This is a genomic window from Seohaeicola nanhaiensis, from assembly GCF_042654245.1.
Classification (GTDB): domain Bacteria; phylum Pseudomonadota; class Alphaproteobacteria; order Rhodobacterales; family Rhodobacteraceae; genus Seohaeicola_A; species Seohaeicola_A nanhaiensis.
Map to the genome: position 1 here is coordinate 24812 of NZ_JBHSGI010000016.1, position 19116 is coordinate 43927.

A 19116-nucleotide genomic window follows, 5' to 3' on the forward strand; every position below is an offset into this window, starting at 1 on the left:
GTTGACGCCCTCGCGGGGAGGGCGTGAATTCATTCAGGTTTTAGAATGACTGTAGGGGTGACTCAATGGGCGATATTGATCTCGATCAAGATAAATTGCCGCGCCCCCCTTGCAGCTTTTCGCCTCCCTGCAATGCCCTGCAGGCCCCTATCGGGCTTGACGCGCCATGCCGGGGCCGCGATGAGTCGGGCAATCATGGAGGCTTGCGATGAGCTACGACAACGACAATGTTTTTGCCAAAATCCTGCGCGGGGAAATCCCCTCGACCAAGCTGTACGAGGATGCCGAAACGCTGGCTTTCATGGACATCATGCCGCGCACCGACGGCCATTGTCTTGTGATCCCCAAGACGCCCTGCCGCAACGCGCTGGACGCGACGCCCGACCAGCTGGCGGCGGTGATTGCCACCGCGCAGAAGCTGGCGAAGGCGGTGATGGCGGGGCTCGATGCCGATGGCGTGGTGATCGAGCAGTATAACGAGGCGCCGGCGGGGCAGGAGGTGTTCCACCTGCATTTCCATGTGCTGCCGATGCGCGAGGGTGTGAAGATGCGCGCGCCGGGCCAGATGGGCGATTTCGACGCGATCGCGGGGTATGCAGAGAAAATTCGCGCCGCGCTCGTCTGAGGCGCACCTTGTAGAGGGGGGGTGCGAAGTCTATGTCCCTGCCCATGCGTGTGCGGCTACCCTTTCTCAATAACCCGCCTCTGGTGTCGGTTGTCCGGCTGGCCGGTGCCATCGGGATGTCCGGCCGGGGCTCGCTGAGCGATGCGGCTCTGGCGCCGGTGCTGGATCGTGCGTTCCGTCGGGGCAAGCCTTCTGCCGTGGCGCTGGAACTCAATTCGCCCGGAGGCTCTCCGGTGCAATCCTCGCTGATCGGCAGCCGCATCCGGCGGCTTTCGGACGAAACCAAAGTGCCGGTGATCGCCTTTGTCGAGGATGTCGCGGCCTCTGGCGGCTATTGGCTGGCGGCGGCTGCCGACGAGATCTGGGCCGACGAAAGCTCGGTGCTGGGGTCCATCGGCGTCATCTCGGCCGGGTTCGGCGCGCAGGTGCTGATCGCGCGGCAGGGAGTCGAGCGGCGGGTGCATACGGCGGGCAAGTCCAAGTCGATGCTCGACCCGTTTCAGCCGGAAAAGCCCGAGGACGTGGCGCGGCTGAAGACCCTGCTGGACGAGATCCACGGCAATTTCATCGAACATGTGAAGTCGCGGCGCGGCCACCGGCTGGATCTCAAGGCCGATCTGTTCACTGGCGACATCTGGTTGGCGCGCAAGGCGCTGGAGCTGGGGCTGATCGACGGCATCGGCCATCTGCGGCCCAAGATGATCGACCGGTTCGGTGACAAGGTGCAATTCCGCCGTTATGGACTGAAAAAGCCGTTCTGGTCGCGTTTTGGCGCCACCATGGCGATGGACGCGGTGGCCGCCATCGAAGAGCGCGCCGAATTCGCGCGGTTCGGTCTCTGACGTGCTGGCTAAGATCATCCTTCTGTTTCTGCTGGGCATGGTGGTGCTGGCGTTCTTCGGCAAGCTGCGCTTTCCCGGTCAGGCCCGGCTGGAGGCGGCCAAATGTCCGCGATGCGGGCGGTATCGGATCGGCAAAGGCCCCTGCGGCTGTGGGAGGAAGGGATGATGCCCTGGCTGCTTTCGGCGCTTGGCCTTGTGATTTTGCTGTTCGCGGGCGACGCGCTGGTGCGCGGTGCGGTGAATCTGGCGCTGCGCATCGGCATTCCCGCGCTGATCGTCAGTCTGACCATCGTCGCCTTCGGCACTTCGGCGCCCGAGCTGCTGATCTCGGTCAGTGCCGTAATCGACAATGCGCCGGGGATCGCGCTGGGCAACGTGGTCGGGTCGAACATCGCCAATGTCCTGCTGGTGCTGGGCATCCCCGCGATGATCTCGGTTCTGCACACCAGTCAGTGCGACACCCGCAAGGGCTATTTCCACATGCTGGGCGCGACTCTGCTCTTCATCGCGCTGGCCTGGTGGGGCACGCTGACCTGGGTGTCGGGCCTGATCCTGCTGACCGCGCTGGCCGCGATTCTGGCGATCATGTTCCGCGATGCGCTGGCGCACCGGGATTCAGGCAAGGAAGAGGATCTGGACGGCGTAGACCCGACGATGCCGGGTTGGCGGATCGGCGTGTTTCTGGTCGCCGGTCTGGTTGGTCTGCCAATTGGCGCGAGCCTGCTGGTCGAGAACGCCACGATCATCGCCCTTTCGCTTGGCGTGTCCGAGGCGGTGATCGGCCTGACCTTGGTCGCGGTGGGCACATCGCTGCCGGAACTCGCGACAACGGTGATGGCGGCGCGGCACGGCAAGGCGGATGTGGCGCTGGGCAACGTGATCGGGTCGAACTTCTTCAACCTGCTTGGGATCATCGGCATCGCGCTGTTGTTCGGTCCGATCCCGACCGGCGCGGAATTCAACTTGGACCTGGCCGTCATGCTTGTCGCGGCGCTGCTGCTGATCCCCTTCGTCATGTTCCGGCGCGATATCACGCGGCTTTGGGGCTTGGGCCTGACCGCGCTTTATCTGGTCTATCTGGCGATTCTTTTCATATAGTCGTGACCGGCAGAAGGAGTTGGGAATGACGCGATGCCTTGTCACCGGCGCGGGCAAGCGGCTGGGCCGCGAGATGGCGTTGTATCTGGCGCGGCGCGGCTTTGACGTGGCGTTGCATTACGCCGGTTCGAAGGACGGGGCCGAAACCGCGGCGAAGGAAATCCGCGCACTGGGTCGCAAGGCCGAGGTCTTGCAGGCGGATTTCCTGGATGAGGCTCAAGTGCAGGCGCTGTTCCCCCGCGCGGTCGCGGCGATGGATGGTCCGATCACCTGCCTTGTCAACAATGCCTCCATCTTCGAATACGACACGGTTGCCACGGCGACGCGCACCAGCTGGGACCGCCATCTGGACAGCAACCTGCGCGCGCCCTTCGTGCTGACGCAGGCGATGGGGGCGCAGGGGCTGGCTCCCGCGCGCAATGCGGCCGGAGAGCCCGTGGCCGCGGGGCTGATCGTCAACATCATCGACCAGCGGGTGCTCAAACCCACGCCAGAGTTCATGAGCTATACCATCGCCAAGATGGCGCTCTGGGCGATGACGCGCACCACTGCGCAGGCGCTGGCCCCGGCGATCCGAGTCAACGCGATCGGCCCCGGACCGACGCTGCGCGCGGAACGTCAAAGTGCCGAACATTTCGCCAATCAGCGCGCCGCAACCGTGCTGGGCCGGGGCGGCGATCCGGCCGACATCAACGCTGCGCTGGGCTATTTCCTCGACGCGCCAGCGGTCACCGGGCAACTGCTGTGTGTGGACGGCGGCCAGCATCTGGGCTGGCGGACACCGGACGTTCAGGGGGTCGAATGAGGCAACTTTGCGGCAAGTTATTCGACCTTCATGGTTCGGTCACTGAAGCGTTACAAAATTGTCAGTCTTTTCATGATCTTGCCAGGCGTCGATAAATCTTTCAAGTAAAATCAAAGGGTTGCAAATGCGCTTAAAAATTGTGCAGATCAGCGAAAGCGGCCCAGAACAACGGAAATTTCGCCTAGCCCCGAAGTTGTCCGCACAGTTATCCACAGAAAGGGTGGATGCCTTCACCCTTGATCCTGCCACCGCATCTGTGCAGCCAGAGGTTGTGAAGCGATTCGATTGACATGAGCATAAAGACACCCGACGAACCGAAACCTGCCACCGGTCATGCGGTGATTCAGGGCTATCTGAAAACCCTCGACGGCTCGCCGGGGGTGTATCGGATGCTCGACCCGCAGGCTCGGGTGCTCTACGTCGGCAAGGCGCGCAATCTGAAGGCGCGGGTGTCGAATTATGCCCGGCCCGGACAGCATACGCCGCGGATCGAACGGATGATCCGCGACACCGCCTCGATGATGTTCCTGACGACGCGGACCGAGACCGAAGCGCTGCTGCTGGAACAGAACCTGATCAAGCAGCTCAAGCCGAAGTACAATGTCCTGCTGCGTGACGACAAATCCTTTCCCAATATCCTGGTGGCCAAGGGGCACGCGTTTCCTCAGATCAAGAAACACCGCGGCGCCAAGAGCGAGAAGGGCGCCTATTTCGGCCCCTTTGCCAGCGCGGGGGCGGTCAACCGGACGCTGAACCAGCTGCAGAAGGCCTTCCTGCTGCGCAACTGCACGGATTCCGTGTTCGAGAGCCGTACCCGGCCCTGCCTGCTCTATCAGATCAAGCGATGCTCGGGTCCCTGCGTCGGTCTGGTCTCGGCCGAGACCTATGGCGCAGCCGTTGCCGATGCCGAGCGGTTCCTGTCCGGGCGGTCGACCAAGGTGCAGGAGGACCTGGCCGCGCAGATGCAGGCGGCGTCTGAGGCGATGGAGTTCGAACGCGCGGCGGCGCTGCGCGACCGGATCCGCGCGCTGACCACGGTGCAGGGCGCGCAGGGCATCAATCCGCGCGGCGTGGCCGAGGCCGATGTGATCGCGCTGCATATGGAGCAGGGGCAGGCCTGCGTGCAGGTCTTCTTCATCCGCGCGAACCAGAACTGGGGCAACAAGGACTTCTATCCCCGCGTCGGTGCGGATGTGTCGGCAGCCGAGGTGATGGAGGCCTTTCTGGGCCAGTTCTACGACAACAAGGAACCCCCCCGGCAGGTGATATTGTCGGACGAGGTGGAAAACCCGGATCTGATGGCGGAGGCGCTGGCGCAGAAGGCCGGGCGGCGGGTGGAAATCCTGGTGCCGAAGCGGGGCGAGAAATCCGAGCTGGTGGCCGGCGCGCTGCGCAACGCGCGCGAAAGCTTGGCGCGGCGGATGTCGGAAAGCGCGACCCAGGGCCGGCTGCTGGCTGGTCTGGCCGAGGCCTTCGGGCTGGATGCGCCGCCGCAGCGGATCGAGGTCTATGACAACTCCCATATCATGGGAACCAACGCGGTTGGCGCGATGATCGTGGCCGGGCCGGATGGGTTCATGAAGAACAGCTATCGCAAGTTCAACATCCGGGGCGAGGAGCTGACGCCGGGCGACGACTTCGGCATGATGAAAGAGGTGCTGAACCGCCGCTTTGCCCGGCTGATGAAAGAAGATCCCGATCGCGACAAGGGGCATTGGCCGGACCTGCTGCTGATCGATGGCGGTGCGGGGCAGGTCAGCGCGGTGGCGCAGATCATGGCCGAGCACGGGGTCGAGGACATCCCGATGGTGGGCGTCGCCAAGGGCGTGGACCGGGACGCGGGCAAGGAGGAGTTCCATCGCGTGGGCCAGCGGCCGTTCGCGCTGCGCCACAACGACCCGGTGCTGTATTTCGTGCAGCGTTTGCGCGACGAGGCGCACCGCTTTGCCATCGGCACCCATCGCGCCAAGCGGGCAAAGGCGGTCGGGGCCAATCCGCTGGACGATATTCCGGGCGTCGGCGGCACGCGCAAGCGCGCGCTGCTGGCGCATTTCGGATCGGCCAAGGCGGTCGCGCGCGCCGATCTGGCCGACCTGAAGGCGGTGGACGGCATCTCGGGCTCGATGGCCGAGACGATCTACAACTTCTTCCACGAGGGCGGATAGCCCGTCTGCCTAGGGTGGCGGCGCGACGGCGCGCAGGCGTTGGGTCAGGGTCTCTGCCTCGGCCAGTTCCAGACGCACCGGCAGGGTCAAAACCTTGCCGCGAAAGGCGGGCGGCAGGCGAGCCGCGTCCTTTTCGGTGGTGACCATCTGCGCGCCAAGGCTGCGCGCCTCGGCTTCGAGCCGGCCCATCAGCGCCGGGGTCAGCGGTTCGTGGTCGTCCAGCGGTTCGGCGCGCAGCAGGGTGGCGCCGAGGGCGGTAAGGGTGTCGAAGAATTTCTGCGGACGGCCGATGCCGGCGAAGGCAAGGACCGGCGTGCAGGTCCAGTCCATGCCGGTTTGGAGCGGTTTCATCTCGCCCAGGTAATGCGGGCAAGGAATTTGTGCGCCCCAGCGGTCGGCGAAACCGGCCTGCTGGGAGGCGTCGCCGATCGAGAGCAGGGCATCTGCCCGGGCGAGGCCGGTGGCCACCGGCTCGCGCAGCGGACCGGCGGGCAGGCAGAGGCCATTGCCGAAACCGACGGCGGCATCGACCACGACGATAGAGAAATCCTTGGCCACGGACGGGTTCTGGAACCCGTCGTCAAGCAGGATCACGCTGGCTCCGGCGCGCGCGGCCGCAAGGGCGCCGGCGGCGCGGTCGCGGGCCACCCAGACCTCGGCGAAGGCGGCCAGCAGCAGTGGTTCGTCGCCGGTCTGGGCGGCCTTGTGCCGCGCGGGATCAATGCGCACCGGTCCTTCCATCGAGCCGCCATAGCCGCGGCTGACGATGTGCGGCTCGTGCCCCATGACGCGCAGGGCGTCGGCCAGCCAGATGCAGGTGGGTGTCTTGCCGGTGCCGCCGGCGTTCAGGTTGCCAACGCAGATCACTGGCACACCGGGCGCGACGGGCGTGCCCCGAGCCAGCCGGCGGGCCGTTGCGGCAGCGTAGAGCGCGCCGAGCGGAGCCAGGGCGCGGGCGCGCCACCCGGCCGGGCGGTTCCAGAAGTCAGGAGACTTCATCGGAGACCCTTTTGCGGTCGAGCGCGTCCTGGATGCGGTCGATAAGCATGTCGATCAGATCGGCCCCCTCGGTCGCAATCTCCCATCCGGCCAGCGCCATCGTGGCGGCGTGGTCGGGCGCGACCAGCTGGACGACGGCCGAGCCGAGACTGTCGCCGTTGGCGACGGTGCTGGCAGCGCCGGCCGCGGCGAGGCGGGCATAGGCATCGGCATGATCTGGCACGTTGGGGCCATAGAGCAGGGCCGAACCCAGGGCAGCGGCCTCCATCGGGTTGACGCCACGGGCGCCCTCGGCGAGCGAACTGGCAAGGAAGGTCAGCGGAGCAACGCGATACCACAGCCCGAGGTCGGCCGGGTCGGTCGAGATGGCCACCTGAACCCCGTCCTCGATCTGGTCGCCCGAGTCCCAGTCGGCAAAGCGCAGGCGGGCGAGGGTCAACGCGGATTTCAGCGTGTCGGTGCTGGCGGGATCGGTCAGGGTGATGACCAGCAGCAGGCGGTGCGACAGGCGCAGCGCGGCGCGATGGGCCGAGAGGATGGCGGCGAATTCGGTGGGCCGCGCGTGGGCGGCCAGCCAGACCGGGCGGCCGGCCAGATCCTGCACCACCGCCTCGAGATCATCGTCGTTGCAGGGCGGGGCCAGCGCGCTGCCACGCAGCCGGGGCGCGACTGTCACCTTGGCCGGGGCAATGCCCATGCGGCGCAGGGTGCGCGCGGTGGTCTGGTTGGTGGTCAGGATCCAGGAGAACCGGTCGAGGCAGGACCGGGTGAGGTCAGGAAGCCATTTGTGCCGGCTCGATTGCAGCTCGGCGCTGCCGAGGTCGGCGATGCAGAGCGGCACGCCGATCTCGTTCGCGGCGGCGATCACATTGGGCATCAGCACGCCGCCGGCCCAGAGGCAGAAGTCGGGATGCCAGTGGGCGGCGAACTGGCGGGCCGAGGCCGGGTGATCGCTGTCCAGCAGCATGACCCAGTTGGCGCCACCGGGCAGCGGCGCTCCCTCGGCCCGGGCGTCGGGCGCGTGGGTCAGCAGGACGGCGATGCCGGGGCGCATCATCTTGAGCCGCCGTGCGAGGTCGTTCAGCGCCGACATGCGGGCGGCGCTGGTGGCGTGCAGCCAGATCAGTTCGGTCTCGGGCCGCGCGGGCGGCTCCTGAAACGTCGCCGGCGCATGGCGGCGCGACAGGGCCCTGTAGGCCGCGTAACTGAGCGAGCGAACCAAGCCTCAGCCCAGTTTTTCGGTTACGGACCCTTCCTTTTCCTCGTCCCGCAGGCGATGGATATGGGCGATGTAATACCGCATGTGCGCATTATCGACGGTGCGCTGCGCCTCGGCCTTCCAGGCCTCGTAGGCCGTGGCGTAGTTCGGGAACATGCCGACGATATGGATGTCGTTCACGTTCTTGAAGGCGGACTTTGCGGGGTCGATCAGCTCGCCCCCGAACACAAGGTGCAGTTTCTGCGGCATGTCTGTATCTGTCCTTCGGCTGGGAGGGTCGTCTTGCCGGTCGAGCCTAAACCTCTGGCTGTAACGGTCAAGTTAAGCGGGGATGTCAGGCCGCGGGCGGGCGCACCGCGGCGGCAATCTGGGCGTGAAGCCCGGGTCCGGCGGCGATCAGGCCAGGGCGGACCGGGTCGGGGTTGTTGAAGCGCAGCGGCGCGTTGCGGGCGTCGGTGCTGATCGCGCCTGCCTCGCGCAGGATCAGGTCGCCGGCGGCGATGTCCCATTCCCAGCAGCGCCGCATGGTCAGCAGGCCGTCGAAACGCCCCTCGGCCACCAGCGCCATGCGCCAGGCCAGCGACGGGCGATAGGCGCGGCGGAACGTGGGCGCGGTGCCGCTGGACCAGTTCGAGGCATGCAGAATCGGGCGGGTGGCCAGGATTTCCGCACTGGCGAGGTCGGTGCGCTCGGTCGGGCGGATCGGCTGCCCGTTCAGCGTGGCGCCCTGCCCCAGAGCGGCGGCATACAGAAGGTCACGCATCGGCAGATAGACCACGCCGGCAGTGACGATGCCATTTTGGGTGACGGCCAGGGCATGGGCCCAGCTGTCGTCGCCTTCGACAAAGCTGCGGGTCCCGTCGATCGGATCGACGATGAACACCCGTTCGCGGGACAGGCGCGCGGGCGTGTCCTGGGTTTCTTCCGACAACCAGCCATAATCTGGGCGGGCGGCCTGAAGCGTCTCTTCCAGCATATCGTTCACGGCGAGGTCGGCCTCGGTGACCGGGCCGGCATCGTCGGGCTTGTTCCAGCTTTTCGCGGCGCCGTTGAAGCTGCGGGCGATGCGCCCGGCCTCATATGCGGCCTCGATCAGCAGGGGCAGGTCAGCCGCCGGCAAGCGTCATCCCTTCGATCAGCAGCGAGGGCACCACGCGTGACAGCCACGGGCGGGCGTCATTGCCCGGCACCACGCGCGGCAGCATCTCGAGCAGGTTTCCGGCGATGGTGCATTCGTTGACCGGATAGGCGATTTCGCCGTTCTCGATCCAGAAGCCCGAGGCGCCACGCGAATAGTCGCCCGTGTTCGGGTTGATCGTACTGCCGATCATCGACGTGACCAGCAGGCCGGTGCCCATGTCGCGGATCAGGTCGGCGCGGCTTTGCGCGCCCTGCGTCAGTTCCAGGTTCCAGTTGGCGGGCGAGGGCGGTGCGCTGGCACCCCGCGCGGCGTTGCCGGTGGAGGTCAGGCCCAGCTTGCGGGCCGAGGACAGGTCGAGCGTCCAGCCCGTCAGGATGCCGTTCTCGACCAGCGCGCGGCGTTGTGTCGGCAGGCCCTCGCCGTCAAAGGGGCGCGATCCGGCGGCGCGGGGGCGGAACGGGTCTTCCATCAGAGACAGGGCCTTGGGCAGGACCTGCTGGCCCAGCCGGCCGATCAGCCAGGATGAGCCGCGCGCAATCGCCGCGCCATTGGCGGCGCCCAGAAGGTGGCCGATCAGCGAGGAGGAGATGCGTTCATCGAACAGCACGGGGTAGGTGCCGGTCTTTGGCTTGCGCGGGTTCAGCCGCTCGATGGCCCGATGGCCGGCGGTGGTGCCGATCTCTTCGGGGCTGCGCAGGTCCGACTGGAAGGTGCGGCTGTCGCCGTCATAGTCGCGCTCCATTCCGGTGCCGCTGCCGGCGATGGCCACGCAGGACAGCCCCCGGCTGGTACGGCGATACCCCCCGGAAAACCCGTTGGTGGCGAGCATCCAGATCTCATGGGCGCCATAGGCGGCCGAGGTGTCCGAGACCTGCGAGACGCCGTCAACCGCCAGCGCGGCGGCCTCGGCTGCGACCGCGTCGGCCTGGAGCGCGGCGGGATCGGGTTCTGGAGCGGGGTCGGCGAGTTCCAGCGCGTCGATATCCCAGTCCCGGGCCAGTTCGGAGGGATCGGCCAGACCGGCATAGGGGTCTTCCGGTGCCTCGCGGGCCATTGCGACAGCGCGTTCCGCCATGTCGGCCATGGTCCGTTCGGACGTGTCCGAGACCGAAACGATCGCCTGCCGCTTGCCGATCAGCACGCGCAGCCCTAGGTCGGTGCCCTCGGCGCGTTCGGCATGTTCCAGACGGCCGCCGCGCACGTCGATGGAGACCGAGGTGCCGCGCACGGCCAGAACGTCGGCCGCATCGGCCCCGGCGCGCCGCGCCTGCGCCAAGAGCGCTTGGCCAAGCTCTTCGAGGGATTGCGTCATGGGAAATGCCTGATGATGCTCATGCGCCCGAGGTAGCTGTCCGAGGGGCGGGCCGCAAGGGCTCGGCACGAAAACCGGGGGCAAAGAAAAAGGGCCGCACGCGGCGGCCCTTTTGGAAGGTTTGTCATGGCTTCACTTGATGCGCTGGCCATTGGCCAGGATATGGCCCTGTGCGTTGATCTCGATCCGCGACTTGAGGCTGTCGGGCCCGTCGCCGGGCACAGCGAACATGCCCATCATCATGCGGGCCGGCATTGCTTCCTGATCCGAGATGATTCCCATCTTGATCAGGTTGTCGATCAGGGCATTGGCGCCGTTCAGGGCAAGGTCAATAGCCCCTTCCGGACGCGGCATGCCGGGGATGGTCTGCATGTCCGAATTGTCGAAGGTGAAAGCGCCTTGGCCGGTCAGCTTGGCGCCCACGGCCTGCAGCAGCAGGCTGTTGATGGTGACGGCATGAATCTCGCCCGGCGGCACGGGCGAATTGGCGATGGCCTCGGCCTCGGCCGGATCCATGATATCGACCAGCATCTTCAGCTTGCCGGCCAGATCAAGCCCGATGGTCGCCGGATCACGCGGCAGGTTGCCGGCCGGATCGAAGATGCTCCAGATCATATCCGACATGGTGAAGTCGCCCAGCTTGAGCAGGAAGGAGAAGTCCTGCGGATCGTCCGACTTGGCAATCGGGAAGACAAACCGCAGCGCGGTTTCGGCCAGGCTCAGCTCGACCGGGAAGGGCAGGTCACTGCCGCTGGCCGAGATCGACGTCGCCTTTCCGGTCACGCCGTATGTGAGGGTCCAGGCGTTCATCCCGAATTCGAAACTGCCGCCCTGCGACGAGGTCTGGGCCGCAAAGCTCTGTCCGTCGCCAGTGCCTTCCAGCGCGCTGTTGCCGCCGGTGTAGCTGAAGCCGCCGTCGACTGCGAAGCCGGCCTTGAGCATCGCGCTCATGTTGGTGGTGTCCATGTCCTTCGGAATGGACCCGGTTCCCGAGAAGGTCAGGCCCTGAAGCTGACCCTTGAAGGTGCCGTTGTCGGCGCTTTCGGGATCCTTGAAAGCCATGTCATAGGAAAGCTGCCCGACGGTGAAGTTCTGATCGAAACCGCGCAGGTCGCCAAGCGTGGTCTTCGTGGTCCCGGCGGTATTGTCCATCGAGATCGCGACCCGGGCGGTGTCGGCCGGCACCGGCTCGCCCTTGGCCGTGACCTGGCCAAGAGTGAGCGTGGTGTTGTCCGAGCTGTGCTCGTAGGTCATGTTCTGCGGATCGCCAGAGATCTTCATGGTGCTGCCGCTGTGCGTCACCACCACCTCGCCGCTGGCGGGCTCGCTGCCGCCGGTCACGTCGAAGCGCACGGGCAGCGGGCTTGGGTAGTCGACATTGACCGTGCCGTCGCCGTTCTCGATCAAAGAAATCGAGGGGATCACGATGGAGAGCGTCGAGTCCTCTTCCGGGATCGGCAGGGACATCGTGATGTCGGTCACGGTCAGCGTGTTGCCCGACATCGTCTCGGTGCCGCTGACCTGATAACCGGTCGAGGTCATGTAATCGCGCCAATCGGTCCAGACGTCCTGGGCCGAGATGTCGGCCCAGGCGGCCGAAGTGCTAAATACGCAAAGCGCGGCCGCGCTGGCGCCGCGCCGGAAATGAATTGACATAAAGGTACCCTTCTTCGCTGAGGTCTGCGCGCATGGTCATCCGCGCGCCGCGCGGCGTCAAGGGGGGAGCGGAGGCGGCGCAACAATCTGCCTTGAGGCTGGACCACTGTGACGGGGGCAGCTACCAGAAGGCGGACAGATGCAGGAGATCAGGCATGAACATGACAGGCAAGACGGTGATCGTCACCGGGGCGAGCCGGGGAATCGGGGCCGAGGCCGGGCGGGTTTTTGCCGCAGCGGGAGCCAATGTCGTGCTGCTCGCGCGAAGCGCCGCGCCGGTCGAGGCGCTGGCGGACGAGATCGGCACGCAGGCGCTGGGGCTGGCCTGCGACGTCGCCGACTACGCTCAGGTCGAAGCGGCGGTGTCCGCGACGCTGGGGCGCTTCGGGCAGATCGACGTGCTGATCAACAACGCCGGGGTGATCGAACCGATCGCACGGCTGGCCGAGGCCGATCCAGCGGGATGGGGCCATGCGGCGGACATCAACCTCAAGGGCGTGTTCCACGGGATGCGGGCGGCGGTGCCCTACATGCGGGCCAAGGGCGGGACGGTGCTGACCGTCAGTTCGGGTGCGGCGCACTATCCGATCGAGGCCTGGAGCCACTATTGTTCGTCCAAGGCCGGTGCGGCAATGCTGACCCAATGCCTGGATCACGAGGAACGCGCCAACGGAATCCGGGCCATCGGCCTGTCGCCGGGCACCGTGGCCACGCAGATGCAGAAAGAAATCAAGGCGTCGCGCATCAATCCGGTGAGCCAGCTGGACTGGTCCGATCACATCCCGGCGGACTGGCCGGCGAAGGCGCTGCTCTGGATGTGCTCGCCCGAGGCGGACGAATTCCTGGGCGGCGAGATTTCGCTGCGCGACCCGGCGATCCGCGCGAAGGCGGGCCTGGCATGATCGAACTCGACAAGGCCGATGGTCTCTGGACCGTCACGCTGAACCGTCCGGACAAGGCCAACTCCCTGACGCCCGAGATGTTGGAGCGGCTGGTGGAGATTGCCGAGAGTGCCGGCGAGGCGCGCGCATTGATCCTGACCGGGATGGGAAAGGTGTTCAGCGCCGGTGCCGATCTGGACGCAGCCCGCGCCGGTCTGGCGACCTCGCCCTTGTGGGAGCGTCTGTCCGGGGCAATTGCCGCGCTGCCGAGGCTGACCGTCGCCGCCCTGAACGGGACTCTGGCGGGGGGCGCGATGGGAATGGCGCTGGCCTGCGACCTGCGGATTGCCGTTCCTGGGGCCAAGTTCTTCTACCCGGTCATGAAGCTTGGCTTTCTGCCTCAGCCTTCGGACCCCATGCGCATGGCCGCGCTGATCGGCCCGGCGCGGACAAAGCTGGTGCTGATGGGAGGACAGAAACTGAGCACCGAGGAAGCGCTGGCCTTTGGTCTGATCGACCGGATCGTTGAGCCGGAGGCGCTGATGGAGACGGCGAGAGCGCTGACGGCGGACACCTGCGCGGCAAAGGCAGAGATCGCGCAGGCGATCAAAGCGATGTGTCACTGAACCAGGCCGGTCAGCCCTCGGCGTTGTCCATATCCCAGGCAGCCAGCAGGCGCGGCAGGGCGATGTTCCAGTCCATGACACCGGTCTTGGCCGCCCAATCGTCGTAGCGGCGCAGCAGGTCGGTTTCCAACCTGCCGCCCTTGCCGGTGAGGTTGTGGAGCTCTGTCCGGTCCGTCTCCATGTCGAACAGCTCCCACGCCTTCCCGTGCTGGCGCACCAGCTTGAAGTTACCCATCCGGACCGCCGAGTTGCCCTCATGTTCCCAGAAGATCGGCGCCTCGCGGCTCCAGTCCGCGCCCTTGAGCAGCGGCAGCAGCGATTCTCCCTGGCAGGGCTGGATCGCCTCGCCACCAAGTTCACCCAGGTAGGTTGCCCCGGTCACTTCCAGGATGGTCGGCAGGATATCCACCACATGCGCCGCCTGATGGGCAACCTGGCCCGGCTGGATATGGCCGGGCCAATGCGCGATCAGCGGGGTCGAGATGCCGCCCTCGTGGACGTAATGCTTGAACAGCCGGAACGGCACGTTTGACACATTCGCCCAAGGCTTGTCATAGCTCTGGTAGGTCAGCGCGTCGCCGGGGCGGATGTCGGGCCGGTTGCCCATCAGGATGGTGCGCCCGTCGTGGGTTTGGTCGGGAAAGAACTTGGCCCAGCCGTCCTCGGCCATGAACTCGGCGCAGCCGCCGTTGTCGGAGAGGAACAGGATCAGCGTGTTGTCATATTGGCCCAGCCGCTTCAGCGCGGCGACGAAACGGCCGATGGACTGGTCCATCCGGTCCACCATTGCCGCATAGGTGGCCATCTTGCTGGCCTGCCAGTCCTTGTGTTTGTCGTCAGCCCAGGGATGCACCTCGGAATCGCGGGGCGAGATGTCCCAGTTGGTCTGGAACAGCCCCCTGGCGTTCATCTCCTCGTGCCGGGCGGTGCGCATCGCGTCCCAGCCCTTGTCGTAGACGCCGTCATAGCGCGAGATATCCTCGGGCAGGGCGTGCAGCGGCCAGTGCGGGGCGGCATGGGCGAGGTAGAGGAAGAAGGGCACGTCGTCCTTGGTTGCGTCCTCGACCATCCCGATCGCCTTGTCGGTGATCGCGTCAGTGAAATAGAAATCGTCGGGGTAGACGTCGACGCGACTGTCATCCTCCAGCATGAAATGCGGCGAGAAGAAGTGGGTCACGCCATCCACGATCCCGTAGAAGCGGTCGAAGCCCCGTTGCCGTGGCGTCGGGTGGTCCACGTCGCCGACGCGCCAGCTGTCCACCTCGCGCGCCATGAAGTCGCCCGCCACATGCCACTTGCCGCTCATCAGCGTCCGATACCCGGCGGCGCGCAGATGCTCGGCAATGGTGGCGCTGTCGTTTCGCAGGAATCCCCGATAGGCCGGAGTGCCGAGGTCGGCCCCCATGTGCCCGACGCCCGCGTTATGCGGGTAGAGCCCGGTCAGCAGCGAGGCCCGCGTCGGACAGCAGCGCGCGCAGTTGTACATCGCCGTCATCAGCGCGCCACCCTTCGCCAGCGCGTCGATGTTGGGGGTGCGGATCTCCGATCCGGTCACGCCGAGATCGGCGAAACCCATGTCGTCAACGAGGATCAGCACGACGTTTGGGCGGTTGGGCATGGCGGGTCTCCTTTCGGTGCAAGCCTATGTGCGATGTCGCCACGATCTGTTCCGGACGCGACACCTACCGCCGTTTCCCGGGCACGCGCGACAGGAACTGCGGCGGCCGCTTTGCCACCCAGGCGATGAAACCCGCCAGCCGCGGATGTGTGCGCAGCGCCTCGACTGTGTTGTAGCGGCGCGCGAGTTCGGCCTCGGTGAGGGTGGCGTGAATTTCCTTGTGGCAGATGTGGTGCAGCAGCACAGTCGGCCCGCCCTTGCCGCCCTTCAGGCGCGGCACCAGGTGATGCAGGCTTTGCGGCGCGGCCGGCGGGATCGGGCGCAGGCAGAGCGGGCAGATCGGATCGGACATGGCGCTTGAACCCTTGGGGCGGACAGTCCAAGTGTGGAGCTTGCCCAGCAGATGGCAAGACGGGAGATCGGGATGGCCCAAGCGGTGGTGATCGGCGGCGGGCCGGCGGGGCTGATGGCGGCAGAGATGCTGGCGCGCGCGGGCCACGCGGTGACGGTGGCCGAGGCAAAGCCGTCGCTCGGGCGCAAACTGCTGATGGCCGGCAAGTCTGGCCTGAACCTGACCAAGGAAGAGGAGGGCGCGACCTTTCTCGCGGCCTATGCCGAAGCCGGTTGCTGGCTTGCCCCGATGTTGCAAGACTTCGGCCCCGCGGAGGTGCGCGCCTGGGCCGCTGACCTCGGTCAGGAGACCTTCGCCGGCTCGACAGGGCGGGTGTTCCCGGTGGCGATGAAGGCCTCGCCGCTGCTGCGCGCCTGGATCGGGCGGCTGACCGGATTGGGCGTGAGGTTTCTCACCCGCTGGCGGTGGACCGGATGGGACGACGCCGGGCTGAGCTTTGCAACTCCCCAAGGCCCGCAACACCTCCGCGCCGAGGCAACCGTTCTGGCGCTGGGCGGAGCCAGCTGGGCGCGGCTGGGATCGGACGGGGCCTGGACGGAACTGTTGTCGGCGCGGGGCGTGATGCTGGCCCCCTTTGCACCGGCCAATGCCGGGGTGTCGGTCGATTGGTCGCGGCACATGCCGGCGGTGTTCGGTCAGCCGCTGAAAGGCGTGGCTTTTCGCGCAGGGCCTTACACCTCGCGCGGCGAAGCAGTGATTTCGGCCAAGGGGCTGGAGGGCAGCGGGATCTATGCCGTCAGCCGGGGGGTGCGCGAGGGGCATTCGCTGAATGTCGATTTGATGCCCGATCTCCCGCTGGACGAGGTGGCGCAGCGTCTTGCCCGGCCGCGCGGCCGGGACACATTGAGCAACCACCTGCGAAAGACGCTGAAGCCGGGGCCTGCGGCGGCAGCGCTGCTGAACGAATTCGGCCGTCCTCTGCCGCTCGCGCCCGAACTGCTGGCGGCGAAGGTCAAGGAGCTGACCATCCGCCACGCCGGACTGCGGCCCCTTGACGAACCAATATCGACCGCCGGTGGCGTGCCGGCGGCGGCGCTGAATGCGCAACTGATGCTGCAGGCGATGCCCGGAACCTTCTGCGCGGGAGAGATGCTGGACTGGGAAGCGCCGACCGGGGGCTATCTGTTGACCGCCTGCCTCGCGACCGGGCGGCAGGCGGGGCTGGGCGCCGCGCGCTGGCTGGACGAACGCAGCCGATAGGTGGGGCGCACTTTCGCCACACAGTGGCATGGCCTCTGGCCGCGAGTCACGCTAGAGGGCTGTGGCAGACCGCCGCGCGAAAGGGCCATGCATGACCGAAATCACGCTCATCCGTCATGGACAGGCCAATTCGGGCGCGCGCGACGAAGTCGGCTATGACCGGCTGTCGCCACTCGGCCACCGCCAGGCGGAATGGCTGGGCGCCCATCTGCGCGAGACCGGCGGCCATGTGCCGCGCCTGTTCTGCGGCACGCTGAACCGCCATGTCGAGACCGCCGCAAGCATGGGCTTTGCCGAGGCGACCCGCGATGCCCGGCTGAACGAGCTGGAGTATTTTACTCTCGCCCATCTGCTGGACATCCAGCATGGCGTGCCAGTGCCGGCGGATCGCGAGGGGTTCATCCGCCATCTGCCCCAGGTCTTCACCGCCTGGGCGGAGGATCGGATCGAAGGCGCGCCGGAACGGTTTGCCGCCTTCGAGAAGCGGATTGAGGATGTGCTGCACGAGATCGCGGCCGGGACAGGCTCGGCCCTTGTTGTGACCTCGGGCGGGCTGATCGCGATGGCGATGCGCCGGTTCCTAAACCTCGACATGGCCGCGACAGCGCGGCTGGCGCTGGCGATCCTCAATACCTCGGTCCACCGCCTGTTTCCGATCGGCGAGCAGCTGACCCCGACCCTGTTCAACGCCGTTCCGCATCTTGAAACGCCAGACCGCCGTTTTGCCCAGACTCATCTGTAAGAGGCCCGACATGAAGCTCTATTACTTTCCCAAGACCATCTCGATCGCCGCTGTCCTCGCGCTGCATGAAGCAGGCGTGGAGTTCGAGGCGGTGAAGGTCGATTTCTCCAAGGCCGAGCAGGCCGGCCCGCACTATCACGCGATCAACCCCAAGGGCCGGGTGCCGGCGCTGGTGACGGACCAGGGCGTGGTGACGGAAACAGGGGCGATCCTGGAATATATCGCGGCGCTGGCACCCGAGGCGGGGCTGGTACCTGCGGACGCCCTGCAGGCGGCACGGATGCGCGAGGCGATGTATTATCTGGCCTCGACTGCCCATGTGAACCACGCCCACAAGATGCGCGGCGCGCGCTGGGCGACGCAGGAAACGTCCTTCGCCGACATGGCCGCCAAGGTGCCCGAGACGATGACCGCCTCTGCCGCCTATCTGGAAAACAAGGTGCTGGCAGGCCCCTTCGTTCTGGGCGAGCGGATCAGCCTGGCCGATGTCTATCTGTATGTGGTCTGCACCTGGCTGCCCGGCGATCAGGTCGATATGACCGCCTTCCCCAAGCTCACTGGTTTCGTGGCGGCGATGGAGGCGCGGCCTTCGGTCGCGAAGGCCCGCGCCGACGGGATGATCTGAGGGTCAGAGCAGGCCGTCTTCCGCATCGGCGACGTCGATCCCCAGCGCCTCGAGCCCGGTTTCCAGATGATCCGACAGATGCGGGGTGCCGATGAGATAGTCGGCGCAGGGCGTCGTGGCTTCGGCCCGCGCGGTGGCGATGGCTTCTGCCAGGTCCTCGGGCTCGAAGACCTCGCGGCCGATCCACATGACGGCGACCAGTTCGGCCTGTTCGTCCTCGCTCAGACGGTCGATGAAGGCGCGCAGCTCGGGCTCAGCCCGGTCGAGTTCGCGTGCCATCAGCGCCACCTGTGCCGCTGTGCGGGGGGAAAGTTCGATCATCTGCGTGTCCCTGATGCTGTCCTTCCCCTGCACTCAGCATGACCAGACGGTCTGAACCTTGATCTGAGACAAACCTTTTGGCGCAAGGCGAAGGGTTCGACGCGGATTTCCGCGCTGGTGGGCGAAAAATTCGATCCGTCGCGCCGGCGCTACGGAGGTATCATGCCGAAGAGGGTGCGGCAGGAGAGGGTGCCCATGAACGATAAGCCGCGATATGAGGAATTTGATTCGCCCGGCGCTTTTCGCCGGACTCTTGCCCGGTTGATGGGGGTCGGGCCCGATAGCTTTCCTGCCGGGGCGCGGCTGATGGCCGACTGGATCGACACGTCGCTTGGACCGATGGTGGCGGTGGCGGACGACAGGGCGCTGCATCTGTTGGAGTTCGTTGAGCGGAAAATCCTGCCCGCCGAACTGAAACGGCTGGAGGCAAGTTTCGGCGGGATCGGTCTGGGGCGGCCCGACGTGGTGGCGCTGGCGGCGGAGGAACTGGGGGCGTTCTTTGCAGGGCGGTCGGCTCGGTTCACGGTTCCGCTGGCACCCTCAGGTGCAGACTTTGCGCAGCGGGTCTGGCAGGCGCTGAGAGACATCCCGGCCGGCGAGACGCGAAGTTATACCGAAGTGGCCGCACAGATCGGGCGGCCGGACGCGGTGCGCGCGGTGGCGCGCGCTAACGGCGCCAATCCGATTGCGGTGCTGATCCCCTGTCACAGGGTGATCGGCGCGGATGGGTCGCTGACCGGCTATGGCGGCGGGCTGTGGCGCAAGCAGAGGTTGATCGACCTCGAACGGGGCTATGCGGTTGGGCTTTCTTGACATGATGCCCGGTGCG

The 19116-nt window shown here is 66.4% G+C and carries 21 protein-coding genes; 12 read left to right on the forward strand and 9 right to left on the reverse strand.

Going from position 1 to position 19116, the window contains the following annotated elements; translation table 11 throughout:
* Positions 1–208 precede the first annotated feature (208 nt).
* The 6 genes from ACFO5X_RS13540 to uvrC all read left to right on the forward strand — a co-directional run bounded on the left by ACFO5X_RS13540 (position 209) and on the right by uvrC (position 5535).
* Positions 209–625, forward strand: a complete 417-nt coding sequence (locus ACFO5X_RS13540) for an HIT family protein (RefSeq protein WP_380718012.1) — start codon at positions 209–211, stop codon at positions 623–625.
* A 44-nt stretch (positions 626–669) separates the two neighbouring features.
* Positions 670–1467 (forward strand): S49 family peptidase, encoded by a 798-nt coding sequence (locus ACFO5X_RS13545; RefSeq protein WP_380718113.1) that lies wholly within the window; start codon positions 670–672, stop codon positions 1465–1467.
* A gap of 1 nt (position 1468) precedes the next feature.
* The gene (locus ACFO5X_RS13550) at positions 1469–1633 is read left to right on the forward strand and encodes a hypothetical protein (protein ID WP_380718117.1); all 165 of its coding nucleotides are present in this window, start codon (positions 1469–1471) and stop codon (positions 1631–1633) included.
* Positions 1630–2565, forward strand: a complete 936-nt coding sequence (locus tag ACFO5X_RS13555) for a calcium/sodium antiporter (protein WP_380718013.1) — start codon at positions 1630–1632, stop codon at positions 2563–2565. Before ACFO5X_RS13550 ends, ACFO5X_RS13555 begins: the two co-directional genes overlap by 4 nt.
* A 25-nt stretch (positions 2566–2590) precedes the next feature.
* Positions 2591–3370: an SDR family oxidoreductase gene (locus tag ACFO5X_RS13560; RefSeq protein WP_380718014.1), complete on the forward strand. Its 780-nt coding sequence runs from the start codon at positions 2591–2593 to the stop codon at positions 3368–3370.
* A 290-nt stretch (positions 3371–3660) separates the two neighbouring features.
* Positions 3661–5535: an excinuclease ABC subunit UvrC gene (uvrC, locus tag ACFO5X_RS13565; protein WP_380718015.1), complete on the forward strand. Its 1875-nt coding sequence runs from the start codon at positions 3661–3663 to the stop codon at positions 5533–5535.
* 9 nt (positions 5536–5544) lie between these two features.
* Here uvrC and lpxK read toward each other — a convergent pair whose 3' ends face one another.
* The 6 genes from lpxK to ACFO5X_RS13595 form a co-directional block, all read right to left on the reverse strand.
* Complete coding sequence (gene lpxK / locus ACFO5X_RS13570; RefSeq protein WP_380718016.1) at positions 5545–6534, reverse strand: tetraacyldisaccharide 4'-kinase; 990 nt, start codon at positions 6532–6534, stop codon at positions 5545–5547.
* Positions 6521–7756: a 3-deoxy-D-manno-octulosonic acid transferase gene (locus ACFO5X_RS13575; RefSeq protein WP_380718017.1), complete on the reverse strand. Its 1236-nt coding sequence runs from the start codon at positions 7754–7756 to the stop codon at positions 6521–6523. Before ACFO5X_RS13575 ends, lpxK begins: the two co-directional genes overlap by 14 nt.
* A 3-nt stretch (positions 7757–7759) precedes the next feature.
* On the reverse strand, positions 7760–8002 hold the full coding sequence (locus ACFO5X_RS13580; RefSeq protein ID WP_380718018.1) for a DUF4170 domain-containing protein: 243 nt from the start codon (positions 8000–8002) through the stop codon (positions 7760–7762).
* An 85-nt stretch (positions 8003–8087) separates the two neighbouring features.
* Positions 8088–8873, reverse strand: coding sequence for an inositol monophosphatase family protein (locus tag ACFO5X_RS13585; protein ID WP_380718019.1), 786 nt, complete (start codon positions 8871–8873; stop codon positions 8088–8090).
* Complete coding sequence (locus tag ACFO5X_RS13590; RefSeq protein WP_380718020.1) at positions 8860–10206, reverse strand: TldD/PmbA family protein; 1347 nt, start codon at positions 10204–10206, stop codon at positions 8860–8862. The genes ACFO5X_RS13585 and ACFO5X_RS13590 overlap by 14 nt, the downstream gene beginning before the upstream one ends.
* 132 nt (positions 10207–10338) lie before the next feature.
* Complete coding sequence (locus ACFO5X_RS13595) at positions 10339–11862, reverse strand: DUF2125 domain-containing protein (protein ID WP_380718021.1); 1524 nt, start codon at positions 11860–11862, stop codon at positions 10339–10341.
* A gap of 155 nt (positions 11863–12017) precedes the next feature.
* Here ACFO5X_RS13595 and ACFO5X_RS13600 point away from each other — a divergent pair, with 155 nt between their 5' ends.
* The gene (locus ACFO5X_RS13600; RefSeq protein ID WP_380718023.1) at positions 12018–12764 is read left to right on the forward strand and encodes an SDR family oxidoreductase; all 747 of its coding nucleotides are present in this window, start codon (positions 12018–12020) and stop codon (positions 12762–12764) included.
* Positions 12761–13369: an enoyl-CoA hydratase/isomerase family protein gene (locus tag ACFO5X_RS13605; RefSeq protein WP_380718024.1), complete on the forward strand. Its 609-nt coding sequence runs from the start codon at positions 12761–12763 to the stop codon at positions 13367–13369. The genes ACFO5X_RS13600 and ACFO5X_RS13605 overlap by 4 nt, the downstream gene beginning before the upstream one ends.
* A gap of 10 nt (positions 13370–13379) precedes the next feature.
* On the opposite strand, the gene ACFO5X_RS13610 is transcribed toward ACFO5X_RS13605, so the two are convergent.
* Both ACFO5X_RS13610 and ACFO5X_RS13615 read right to left on the reverse strand, forming a co-directional pair.
* Entirely contained in the window at positions 13380–14987 is a 1608-nt protein-coding gene (locus tag ACFO5X_RS13610) for an arylsulfatase (RefSeq protein WP_380718026.1), read from the reverse strand.
* A 64-nt stretch (positions 14988–15051) separates the two neighbouring features.
* Complete coding sequence (locus ACFO5X_RS13615) at positions 15052–15339, reverse strand: HNH endonuclease (protein ID WP_380718027.1); 288 nt, start codon at positions 15337–15339, stop codon at positions 15052–15054.
* A gap of 72 nt (positions 15340–15411) precedes the next feature.
* Between ACFO5X_RS13615 and ACFO5X_RS13620 the strand changes: the two genes are divergently transcribed.
* The 3 genes from ACFO5X_RS13620 (at position 15412) to ACFO5X_RS13630 (ending at position 17966) form a co-directional block, all read left to right on the forward strand.
* Positions 15412–16599 carry a TIGR03862 family flavoprotein gene (locus tag ACFO5X_RS13620; RefSeq protein WP_380718028.1) on the forward strand — a complete coding sequence of 396 codons (1188 nt, stop codon included), beginning with the start codon at positions 15412–15414 and terminating at the stop codon, positions 16597–16599.
* A gap of 91 nt (positions 16600–16690) precedes the next feature.
* Entirely contained in the window at positions 16691–17341 is a 651-nt protein-coding gene (locus ACFO5X_RS13625; protein ID WP_380718029.1) for a histidine phosphatase family protein, read from the forward strand.
* A 10-nt stretch (positions 17342–17351) separates the two neighbouring features.
* On the forward strand, positions 17352–17966 hold the full coding sequence (locus tag ACFO5X_RS13630) for a glutathione S-transferase family protein (RefSeq protein WP_380718030.1): 615 nt from the start codon (positions 17352–17354) through the stop codon (positions 17964–17966).
* Positions 17967–17969: 3 nt separating this feature from the next.
* Here the strand turns inward: ACFO5X_RS13630 and ACFO5X_RS13635 are convergent, their stop codons facing one another.
* Positions 17970–18287, reverse strand: a complete 318-nt coding sequence (locus ACFO5X_RS13635) for a DUF3775 domain-containing protein (protein ID WP_380718031.1) — start codon at positions 18285–18287, stop codon at positions 17970–17972.
* Positions 18288–18482: 195 nt separating this feature from the next.
* On the opposite strand from ACFO5X_RS13635, the gene ACFO5X_RS13640 reads away from it, so the two are divergent.
* Complete coding sequence (locus tag ACFO5X_RS13640; RefSeq protein WP_380718032.1) at positions 18483–19100, forward strand: methylated-DNA--[protein]-cysteine S-methyltransferase; 618 nt, start codon at positions 18483–18485, stop codon at positions 19098–19100.
* Positions 19101–19116: the final 16 nt, after the last annotated feature.

Coding starts and splice junctions, on each gene's coding strand:
- ACFO5X_RS13545 (WP_380718113.1), top strand. CDS start 670: ATGCGTGTGCGGCTACCCTTTCTCAATAACCCGCCTCTGGTGTCGGTT.
- ACFO5X_RS13600 (WP_380718023.1), top strand. CDS start 12,018: ATGAACATGACAGGCAAGACGGTGATCGTCACCGGGGCGAGCCGGGGA.
- ACFO5X_RS13625 (WP_380718029.1), top strand. CDS start 16,691: ATGACCGAAATCACGCTCATCCGTCATGGACAGGCCAATTCGGGCGCG.
- ACFO5X_RS13540 (WP_380718012.1), top strand. CDS start 209: ATGAGCTACGACAACGACAATGTTTTTGCCAAAATCCTGCGCGGGGAA.
- ACFO5X_RS13620 (WP_380718028.1), top strand. CDS start 15,412: ATGGCCCAAGCGGTGGTGATCGGCGGCGGGCCGGCGGGGCTGATGGCG.
- ACFO5X_RS13590 (WP_380718020.1), bottom strand. CDS start 10,206: ATGACGCAATCCCTCGAAGAGCTTGGCCAAGCGCTCTTGGCGCAGGCG.
- ACFO5X_RS13555 (WP_380718013.1), top strand. CDS start 1,630: ATGATGCCCTGGCTGCTTTCGGCGCTTGGCCTTGTGATTTTGCTGTTC.
- ACFO5X_RS13615 (WP_380718027.1), bottom strand. CDS start 15,339: ATGTCCGATCCGATCTGCCCGCTCTGCCTGCGCCCGATCCCGCCGGCC.
- ACFO5X_RS13605 (WP_380718024.1), top strand. CDS start 12,761: ATGATCGAACTCGACAAGGCCGATGGTCTCTGGACCGTCACGCTGAAC.
- ACFO5X_RS13610 (WP_380718026.1), bottom strand. CDS start 14,987: ATGCCCAACCGCCCAAACGTCGTGCTGATCCTCGTTGACGACATGGGT.
- lpxK (WP_380718016.1), bottom strand. CDS start 6,534: ATGAAGTCTCCTGACTTCTGGAACCGCCCGGCCGGGTGGCGCGCCCGC.
- ACFO5X_RS13630 (WP_380718030.1), top strand. CDS start 17,352: ATGAAGCTCTATTACTTTCCCAAGACCATCTCGATCGCCGCTGTCCTC.
- uvrC (WP_380718015.1), top strand. CDS start 3,661: ATGAGCATAAAGACACCCGACGAACCGAAACCTGCCACCGGTCATGCG.
- ACFO5X_RS13595 (WP_380718021.1), bottom strand. CDS start 11,862: ATGTCAATTCATTTCCGGCGCGGCGCCAGCGCGGCCGCGCTTTGCGTA.
- ACFO5X_RS13635 (WP_380718031.1), bottom strand. CDS start 18,287: ATGATCGAACTTTCCCCCCGCACAGCGGCACAGGTGGCGCTGATGGCA.
- ACFO5X_RS13580 (WP_380718018.1), bottom strand. CDS start 8,002: ATGCCGCAGAAACTGCACCTTGTGTTCGGGGGCGAGCTGATCGACCCC.
- ACFO5X_RS13560 (WP_380718014.1), top strand. CDS start 2,591: ATGACGCGATGCCTTGTCACCGGCGCGGGCAAGCGGCTGGGCCGCGAG.
- ACFO5X_RS13640 (WP_380718032.1), top strand. CDS start 18,483: ATGAACGATAAGCCGCGATATGAGGAATTTGATTCGCCCGGCGCTTTT.